This is a genomic window from Mycolicibacterium xanthum, from assembly GCF_019710635.1.
Lineage (GTDB): Bacteria > Actinomycetota > Actinomycetes > Mycobacteriales > Mycobacteriaceae > Mycobacterium > Mycobacterium xanthum.
The window spans coordinates 102,866-112,203 of the sequence record NZ_JAIFZS010000022.1; the positions used below are offsets into that span (position 1 = coordinate 102,866).

Genomic DNA, 9,338 nt, shown 5'->3' on the forward strand with positions numbered 1-9,338 from the left:
CCCTACTCCCCCGGCGGCAGCTGCCGCGGGTCCCGCCGTCCGTCCAGCCCGCGCGGGTGGTCGCCATGCGTCAGCTCCGGCGATGCATCCGGCGCGTCCAATCGGTCCAGCCGGCCGCGTCCGCCCGGGCCGATCGGTGTGTGCTGATCACCCGCCCCGCCTTCGTGACCGGTGCCGGGCCTGACGACGCCGACGTCGGCGGTCGCCGGATCGCCCGCAACCGACATCTCCTCGCTCTCGGAATGCACGGTCACCCTGCGCGTCCGTGTGAGCGTGAGATGCATCTCCTCGACCTCCTCGACGATCCCCGACACCACCTGTCGGGTAGCGCGCAATGGCCTCGTGGTGGTGTCGATCGCGCTGGCGACGATGGGCGGCACGAACGGGCGTATCCACCGCGCGGCGGTCCTGGTGATGTCCGGGATGCTGGGCACCAGTGTGGAAGCACCCGAGCTGGGTGGCTCCTGCCGGCCCGGTTCCACCGGCGCGGGCAGCCGGTCGTCCGCCGTGGCATCGGTGCCTGCGGTCAGCTCGGCCACCGGCGGCGTGGCCTCTGCTGCGGGCGGGAGGCCGGCGTCGTCGACCGGGCCGTGCGGACGTTGCGACCGGGCGGGGATCGGTGCCTCGAGGGCCTGCTCCACCCGACGGCGGTGTTGTTCGCGATCGATCTCGGTCTGCGCCTCGACGGCGAGCCGGGCGCTGACCAACTGCTGCTCGGCCCACAACATCTCGGTCGCCGCACGCACCTCGGCACGCTTCACCGCGATCGCGGTGTCGGCCGCCACCTCGGCCCGTTCCCGCGCGGCACGGCCCGCCGCGCGGCGGTCGTGCGCCGTCTCACCGCGCCACTGCTTGAGGATCAACGGCAGCATCAGCAGCAGCACGAAGAACCCGATCGAGCCCGCCCGCACCAGCATGCTCGCGGTGTCATGCCGGGTCAGCTCGTTCAGCGCGGTCCACCGCGCGCCGGGGCCACGATCGGCGGCCGCGACCGCGCGGTCCCTGGCCTGCGCCAGCGCCGTTTCACCGGCATCGATCTGCCCATCCAATACCGGTGCCCGCTGATCCCGCCGGGCGACCGCGGCGTCGAGCCGACCCTGGGCATCGGCGAGGAATTCGTCGGCGGTCCGGGTTTCGGGTCCGGCGCCCGGCACCCCGGTGATGTGGGTCTGTGGACAGGCCGGCGACGGGTTGAACTCGCACCGGGCGACCACCATCGCGTCATCGCGATCGCGCAGCGCCTGCTCCACGTCGGCGTCGAGTTCGCCGCGCGCCCGCCGGGTGCGATCGAGGTCGTCCGCGGCCACCACCACCGCGGGCGCCGTCCGGGCGCTGCGCGCCGCCTGCTCGTCCAGTTGACGGTCGATCGAACCGGCGAGCAGCACCATCGCGGCGAGCTCGCCGACCACCGCCGCCACGGCTACCGCAACCGTCGTTCGTGCCGCCACCCCGGCCCACCCGGTGACCGGCCCGGCGGCGATCGCGCGACTCACCGCGCCGACGAGCACGCCTGCGCCGAGCCCGACCGGGAGCGCCGCCGCCACCGGCCACTGGGTCGCGTCCGCGGCGGCCAGCGTCACGACAGACGCCGCCAGCAGCGCGCCGACGAGCACCACGGCCCCGCCGATCGCATGGACGGATCGCTGGCGCGGCTCGTCGAGCTCGCGCCGCTCACCGCCCCCGATCCAGGTCAGCACCGACCCCCATCGGGATCCGCCTGCGCGGGAATCGTCGGAATTGTTGGCGGGCATGCAAACTCCAGGATTTCGGGTGGCAACCGACGACCGTCATCCGGAACCCGTCTCGATGCGAGAGTCGACCGAGCGGAATCGCGGCCCCCACGGATCGCGCCGGCGGTGAACGCCAGAATTGTCGCACAGCGCCGGTCGGCATGCTTCACCGAACACACCGTCCACGATCGCCAACGGCGAAGTGGCGAAACGCGGTGTTTCGGCGGCTACCCGGACAACCGACGAAGATCCGGCAACTCGAAGTCCATCAGCCGCACCGCATCAGCCGGCAACGGCGGCCCCTCCGCCGTCCGGCGGCCCGCCGGGTGGACCGGACGGTCGCGCTCCAGCAGATCGGCGACCTCGCCGGCGGTCGGTGCCCAGGCCGGCTCACCACCGGCTTCCACCGGTGGCTGTGCCGCTCCGAGGGCTCGCAGCATGGCCTGATAGTCGGCGTCGAGCATCCCTGCCATAGCCCTCGACTGTCCCACTGCCACCGGCACGGTTCAACCCCCGACGGGGCTCGCGCGCCAGAATTCAGCCACAGAGCATTGCCGGGACAAGTCGGACGGCCCGCCATCAGCCCGAGCGCTCGAGCTGGTGTTCTCCTTCGTGGTGCTGTGGGTGCCGCCCGTCGCGAGGCTGCTGGGGCACTGGAAACCGCCGCTGTGGGGGTGGGCCGTGGCGCTGGTGTCGATGCCGATCCTGCTGGCCGTCGACGCGCTGAGCAAGAGCGTGCGTCACGAGCGGCGGTTCGGCGGGACCGGTCAGCCCGGTCACTGAGCCCCCGCACCGGCCACACCGGCCACACCCGGGGGGTCGTCCTGGGGCAGTCCACCCCCGAGCCCCGATCACTGCCACCCGCGAAAACAAAATGCAGTAGCGCACTACTGCACTGATTTGGCGCGTGATGAGCGATCCTTTCCATCAAGGGGGCGGACTCGGGGAGGCACGCCATGAAGGCTGGACGGATAGCGGGTCGCGCCGGCGAATTCGCGGTAGCCGTCGGCGTCGGCGTTGGACTGTCGTTGGCGGCCCCAACCGCGTGGGCGGACGACACGACGGGCGGCAGCTCGTCGGAGTCCTCGACCGCGAGCTCGACGTCATCCGACGACTCCTCGCCGTCGGGTTCGTCAGCACGGATCTCCGCGGACCGTTCGGAACCGGACGCCACGAAGGAGGATCCGACGGCACCCGACGACGGGGACTCACCGGATGCCGACGCTGCCGAGGAATCCGATGCCTCCTCAGACGACCTGCTGAAAGAGGTCGATGACGACGACACGACGGCCGCGGTGTCGGTGAGCACTGCACCCGAATCGCCGGCGCCGCCCGAGGAACCATCGGACGACGATCCCGGCGGTTCGGCGGATGCACCGGTGATGTGGGTGATGGCGGCGGCGGCGCGCCGGGAGCTCGGTGGCTCCGCGGACACCACCGTCGCCGAGACCGCGGACAGCTCCGAACCTGTCGACATCACCCCGTCGCCTCTGTCAGCGGACACGCTGGTGGCAACGGCGGAGCCGGCGGCGCCGGCCCCGATCGTCGTCGGCGAGACCACCGTCAAGGGAACCCTCACCGGTTACGTATTCGGTTCGGCCTCACTGACTCCCGACGGCACCCGCGCGATCGTCACCGCCTCGTCGACGAGCTGGTTCAGCGGCACGACGACGCGGGTCGCCGTCGTCGACACCGCCACCGGGGCCCGAAGGGGTGACACGGTCAGCATCAGCGGGACCCCGACCGGTGAGCCCCTGCTCACCGCCGACGGCACCCGCGCGGTGATCACCACCTCCAAGACCAGCTGGCTGACCGGCACCACTACCCGCGTGTCGATCGTCGACACCACCACCGGTGCGCGCGTCGGCGCAACCGTGCGGCTATCCGGTACCCCGACGAGCGATCCGCTGATCAGCCCCGACGGCACCCGTGCCGTCATCACCACGAAGACGAACAACTGGTGGACCCGCGAAACCAACACCCGGGTAACGGTCATCGACACCCGGACCGCAGCCCTGGTCGGCGACACCGTGCTCGCCGGCGGCGAGCCGTGGGACACATCGCTCAACACCGGTGGCACCCGGGCCGTGGTCACCACCTACCCCACCATTTACGACCCGGCCACCAATGCCGTACGCATGACCGTGATCGACACGGCGACCGGAAAACAGATCGGCGACACCGTCAGCGTGGCCGGAACCGTCACCGATACAACACCATTGAGCCCCGACGGCAGCCGCGCACTGCTCGTCGCGGAGGGGGCGGGCATAACCCGGGTGGCCGTCGTCGACATCGCCACCGGAACCCAGGCCGGGAACACGATCGCGCTGGCCGGCGCGTCGGTGTGGCCGCAATTCAGCGCCGACGGTTCCCGCGCGCTGATCGTCACCCATGGCAACGATCCCCAGACCAACACCGCTGCCACCCATGTCACCGTCATCGACAGCGGGACGGGCACACCGGTCGGCGCCGGGGTGACCGTCGACGGCGGCCCGACGACACTGCTCGCCGCCGACGGCGCGTACCGCGCGGTGATCGTCACCGAGACCTATGACTCTGCGGCCCAGATGGACACTGCCCACATAGCGGTGATCGACACGGCGTCGGGTGCTCAGATCGGCGCGGTCACCACCGTGGCGGGCCGCCCGTACTCACCGCTGTTGCAGCGGCTGACCGCCGACGGGGCGCATGCGGTGATCACCACCGGCGCCTTCGACCTGGACACCGGTGTCACCACCGAAAGGACGGTGGTCATCGAGACGGCTACCGGGACCCAGTCGGGCGCCACCGTCGTTCTCGAAGGCTCGTCTTTCCCGGGCACTCCGCTGGTGAGCCCCGATGGCACCCGCGTCGTCCGGGTGGCCACCACCGATGCCGCGTTCGGCGGCAACACGTGGATAACGGTGCTAGATCCTGCGACCGGCGCCCAGATCGGCACCACCACGGCGCTCACCGGAACGCCGGTCTGGCCGACACTGACCGCCGACGGTAGCCGGGCGGTGGTGACCACATACCTTTCCGACCACACGCAAGTGGCGGTGATAGACGTGGCGACCGGAACCCAGACCGGCGCCACCATCACGATTCCCGGCCTCCCCCGGGGCAGTTCAGTGTTGCTGAACGCTGGTGGCGACCGGGTCGTCATCGTGACCAACGACGGACCACTCACCCGCATCGCAACGATCGACACCGCCACCGGCACCCAGACCGGTGCCACCGTCGCCGTCTCCGGAGTCTCGCTGTGGCCGCTGTTGAACGGGACCGGGACACGAGCCCTGATCAGCGCGTTCGACTTGGCGTCCGGAACCACATCGGTGGCACTGATCGACCTCGCCACCGGCGCCCAGATCGGCACCGCGACTTTCGCCGGTCCCCCGTCGGGCCCGGCGATCACCGCTGACGGAAGCCGCGCCGTGATCACCACCCGCACCTACAGCCAGTTCAGTGGTTACACCACCCGGGTGGCCGTCCTGCAGATTGCGTGAGAGGTCTGTGCCCGTGCGAGCGGCACCCCGCTCACTGGGCGCCGGCACCGGCCACACCGCGGGGCCGTCCCCGCAGAAGCCAGATCCAGCAGCAGCAGGGCACTGCACGCCTGGAAGGCCGCGAACAAGACCCCGTTTCCGGTCGCCTGCCGGGCGACTTCGGCGATGAACGTCGAATCCGCGGGCGGAAGCCTGGTCCCGAGGCGGACCGACACGGCCAACCGGTGGCTGCTTATCGCTGTGGGCGTCGAGTTGGTGTTCTCCTTCGTCGTGCCGTGGGTGCCGCCCGTCGCGAGGCTGCTGGGGCACTGGAACCCGCCGCCGTGGTGGGCGTGCGCCGTGACGGCTCTCAGACCTTCTTGACGGTGCCGTAGTACCCCTGGATGGAGTCGGACTGATCGGTCGAGCGGGTCAGTACGGCGTATGAACGGATGAACGACTCTCCCACGCAACCGTCGATTTTCACGCGGAAGCCGCTGACCGACACCCACGGGTCCGGCCCCCTGAACTCCTTCTGGGCCACGGGCACGATGTTGACGATGCCGGGCTTCAGACCGATGGCGATACCCCCGGTCACCGGCGCCAACACGATCGGATTCAGGATTTCGGGCAACGGTGACACGGATTCGATGCCACCGAGGCCAAGCGACGGTGTGATGCCAGCGGCGCCGGTCAGCGTGACGCCCGGCGAGGTGCTCATGTCGATGCCACAACCGATCTGATAGCCAACCTCGAGCGTTCCGCGTGGGGGCTCGCCACCGTCGGGTCCCCGTAGCGAGCCGGTGAACACGCCGCTGACTTCGTAGTCCCGAGAGGACAACGCAGTGGTCAACGGGTTGACGTTGCGCAGTACCTCATCCCGTGCGCCGACCGTCAGCGTCCACCCGTCGGGAGCTGTCGTCGTTGCGGGCGGAGCGGATTCGACAACCGCGTCCGGGCCCGGCAGACCCGCCGCAGCGGCGTGGTCGACCCGCATCGTCGGGCCGGAGGTGAAGTCCGCCTGCACCGGGACTTCATCGGAAGGGACCGGTTCCGGATCGGCGCCAGCGGGCGTGGCGACCGCGGTGGCGATCAGTACCCAGGCGGTACCGAGAGCGCCGAGTCGACCCAGCTTCACAGAGGGAAGGTAATGCCGGTTCCGGCCGAACCAACCGAGCCAATCCCAATCGTTATCGGTCGCAAGCGGATTGTTATGCAGCAGCGCCCACCATCAACTCCTGCAGTAACGCTTGGGTCCGGCAGCCACAAAGGTGACCTTCTTCCCTAGCCAGCGCCGATGCCCGACGCACACGCTATCGATGACTTCGCCCGATGAATCGGCCGAGCAAGGAGCAGAACATGATCGAACATGACCTCGACGCCGCGCACTCCATCCTGCTCGTGCGACCACAATCGGCGCTCGGCGAGGACGACTTCGCCGAACTCGCCAGGCAGGTCGACCCGCAGATCGAGGCCCACGGCGACCTCGCCGGCCTCATTCTCGACGTCCAGTCCTTCCCCGGCTGGCAGAACTTCGGCTCGATGGTCTCGCACTTCCGCTTTGTTCGAGATCACCACAAACACGTCAAGAAGGTCGCCGTCGTGACCGACTCGGCGCTGGGAGACCTCGCAGAGCATCTGGCAGCTCACTTCGTGTCTGCAGAGATCAAGCACTTCCCCGCCGGGCAGGTCGACGCCGCCAGGCAGTGGATCACGGGCCAGACGTGACACCCCGCCGGCTCCGACGGTGCCGACGCCACCCACCCTCCGGTTCCATACCGATCGGATGCTGAGATGCGCGGACCGACTGCGGGCGAGAGCGCCCCACTCGGAGCGACCGTGCGCGCGGGCGGGGTCAACTTCAGCGTGTTCTCGAAGGATGCGACGCAGATCGACCTCTTGCTGTTCCCCGGCGAGCAGTCGACCGAACCCGACCGGGTGATCACCCTCGATCCGAACCGCAACCGGACCTATCACTACTGGCACACCTTCATTCCGGATGTGGGTCCGGGTCAGGTGTACGCGTATCGCGCGCACGGCCCGTTTGCGCCCGAGCGCGGCCTCCGGTTCGACGCCGACAAGGTGCTCCTCGATCCGTACGGGGTCGCGGTCGACGTGCCCGCGGCATACGACCGCGACGCCGCGGTCCGCCCGGGCGACAACGCCGCGACGGCGATGAAGAGCGTGGTGGCGGATCTGAGCACGTATGACTGGGAAGGCGATGCGCCGCTGCGCCGCCCGGCTTCTGAAACAGTGATCTACGAGATGCACGTGCGCGGATTCACCCGGCATCCCAGCTCCGGCGTCGGCGCGGACAGACGCGGGACCTTCGCGGGCCTGGTCGACAAGATCCCCTACCTCGAACAGTTGGGCATCAATGCCGTCGAGTTGCTGCCGGTATTCCAGTACGACCCGCACGACGCTCCGCAAGGATTGGTGAATTACTGGGGTTATCAGCCGGTTTCGTTCTTCGCGCCGCATCACGCGTATGCATCCAGAGGTGGCGCGTTGGCGGTGATCGATGAGTTTCGGGACATGGTCAAGGCGCTGCACCGTGCCGGCATCGAAGTCATCCTCGACGTGGTGTTCAACCACACCAGTGAAGGCGCACACGACGGTCCGACGTTCTGCTATCGGGGCCTGGCCAACGACTTCTACTACATTCTGCAGCAGGACAAATCGCGTTACGCCGACTACACCGGGTGTGGCAACACGCTCAACGGCAACCAGTCGATCGTGCGCCGGATGATTCTGGACAGCCTGCGCCACTGGGTCGCGGACATGCACGTCGACGGGTTCCGTTTCGATCTGGCCTCGATCCTGGCCCGTGACGAGAGCGGCCATCCCCGCTCCAGCCCGCCCGTGTTGTGGGATGTCGAAACCGATCCCACACTGGCCGGCACCAAGCTGATCGCCGAGGCCTGGGATGCCGCCGGGCTCTATCAGGTCGGGAGCTTCATCGGCGACTCCTGGGTGGAGTGGAACGGGCAGTTCCGCGACGATGTGCGGCGGTTCGTCAAGGGCGACCGCGGGACCGTGCGCGGTCTTGCCGCGCGCCTCTTGGGCAGCCCCGACATCTACGGCCGCCATCAGCGCGAGGCGGAGAAGAGCGTCAACTTCGTCACGTCACACGACGGCTTCACCCTCAACGACCTGGTGTCCTACGACCGGAAGCACAACGAGGCCAATCGCGAGGACAACCGCGACGGGTCGAACGACAACCTCAGCTGGAATTGTGGGATCGAGGGCCCCACCGACGACGTGGACGTCGAGGCGTTGCGCACCCGGCAGATCAAGAACTTCTTGACGTTGACCCTGATGGCGGCCGGTTTGCCGATGATCTTGATGGGTGACGAAATGCGCCGGACCCAGTTCGGAAACAACAACGCCTACTGCCAGGACAACGAGACCAGCTGGCTGGACTGGACACTGCTCGAGCGCAATCGCGATGTCCACCGGTTCGCCGCCAACCTCATCCCCTATCGCACCCGTCGCTTCGCCGAGGGAACTCCGCTGACTCTCGACGAAGTCCTGGAGCACTCCATGATCGAATGGCACGGCGTGCGGCTTCACCATCCGGACTGGGCAGACGACTCGCATTCGCTCGCGGTCTCGCTGAAAAGCCTGCGGGCAGACATGCGCCTGCACGCGATGAGCAACGCTTATTGCCGGCCGCTGACCTTCGAGCTGCCCTCATGCGTGCCCGCCGGCAGCGAATCGGCTCGTTGGCGGCGCTGGATCGACACGGCACTCCCGTCGCCGGCGGACATCGGGCAGTGGAGGACCGCGCCGCCGGTGACCGACGAACGGTACACCCTGCAGCCCCGTTCGGTGGTGGTTCTGGTCAGCCATACCGGAGCTTCCGCACCACCGGTGTGACCCACCCAGAACCCGCGCACCCGGCGTCGGCCCGAACCGTGGAACTGACGGGTCGAGGCGGCCGCAGCGCCGCGCGCGGACTGCTCGACACCGTCGGGTTGGCCGGTCATGGGTGCCGTCACTGGGCGCCGGCACCGGCCACACCGCGGGGCCGTCCCCGCAGGACCCAGATCCGCCACAGGTACAACGCGACCGCGCCGGACACCAGCAGGGCGACCAGCCCGTCGAGCCTCGTCGCGTTGACCCCGAGCATGATGGCGACCAG

The 9,338-nt window shown here is 68.9% G+C and carries 7 protein-coding genes; 4 read left to right on the forward strand and 3 right to left on the reverse strand.

All coding sequences use genetic code 11. The features are described from left to right. Positions 1–2 precede the first annotated feature (2 nt). Positions 3–1,751 carry a DUF4407 domain-containing protein gene (locus JDV09_RS11055; RefSeq protein ID WP_221369169.1) on the reverse strand — a complete coding sequence of 583 codons (1,749 nt, stop codon included), beginning with the start codon at positions 1,749–1,751 and terminating at the stop codon, positions 3–5. A gap of 206 nt (positions 1,752–1,957) precedes the next feature. Continuing rightward, the gene (locus JDV09_RS11060) at positions 1,958–2,203 is read right to left on the reverse strand and encodes a hypothetical protein (RefSeq protein ID WP_221369170.1); all 246 of its coding nucleotides are present in this window, start codon (positions 2,201–2,203) and stop codon (positions 1,958–1,960) included. Positions 2,204–2,330: 127 nt separating this feature from the next. On the opposite strand from JDV09_RS11060, the gene JDV09_RS11065 reads away from it, so the two are divergent. Continuing rightward, positions 2,331–2,513: a hypothetical protein gene (locus tag JDV09_RS11065; RefSeq protein ID WP_255605169.1), complete on the forward strand. Its 183-nt coding sequence runs from the start codon at positions 2,331–2,333 to the stop codon at positions 2,511–2,513. A gap of 173 nt (positions 2,514–2,686) precedes the next feature. After that, the gene (locus JDV09_RS11070) at positions 2,687–5,215 is read left to right on the forward strand and encodes a hypothetical protein (protein WP_221369171.1); all 2,529 of its coding nucleotides are present in this window, start codon (positions 2,687–2,689) and stop codon (positions 5,213–5,215) included. 349 nt (positions 5,216–5,564) lie between these two features. On the opposite strand, the gene JDV09_RS11075 is transcribed toward JDV09_RS11070, so the two are convergent. Further along, entirely contained in the window at positions 5,565–6,332 is a 768-nt protein-coding gene (locus JDV09_RS11075) for an MspA family porin (RefSeq protein ID WP_308124087.1), read from the reverse strand. Positions 6,333–6,553: 221 nt separating this feature from the next. Here JDV09_RS11075 and JDV09_RS11080 point away from each other — a divergent pair, with 221 nt between their 5' ends. Beyond that, the gene (locus JDV09_RS11080) at positions 6,554–6,922 is read left to right on the forward strand and encodes a SpoIIAA family protein (RefSeq protein WP_221369172.1); all 369 of its coding nucleotides are present in this window, start codon (positions 6,554–6,556) and stop codon (positions 6,920–6,922) included. Between the two features lie 66 nt (positions 6,923–6,988). Further along, positions 6,989–9,073, forward strand: a complete 2,085-nt coding sequence (gene glgX, locus JDV09_RS11085) for a glycogen debranching protein GlgX (protein WP_221369173.1) — start codon at positions 6,989–6,991, stop codon at positions 9,071–9,073. Positions 9,074–9,338: the final 265 nt, after the last annotated feature.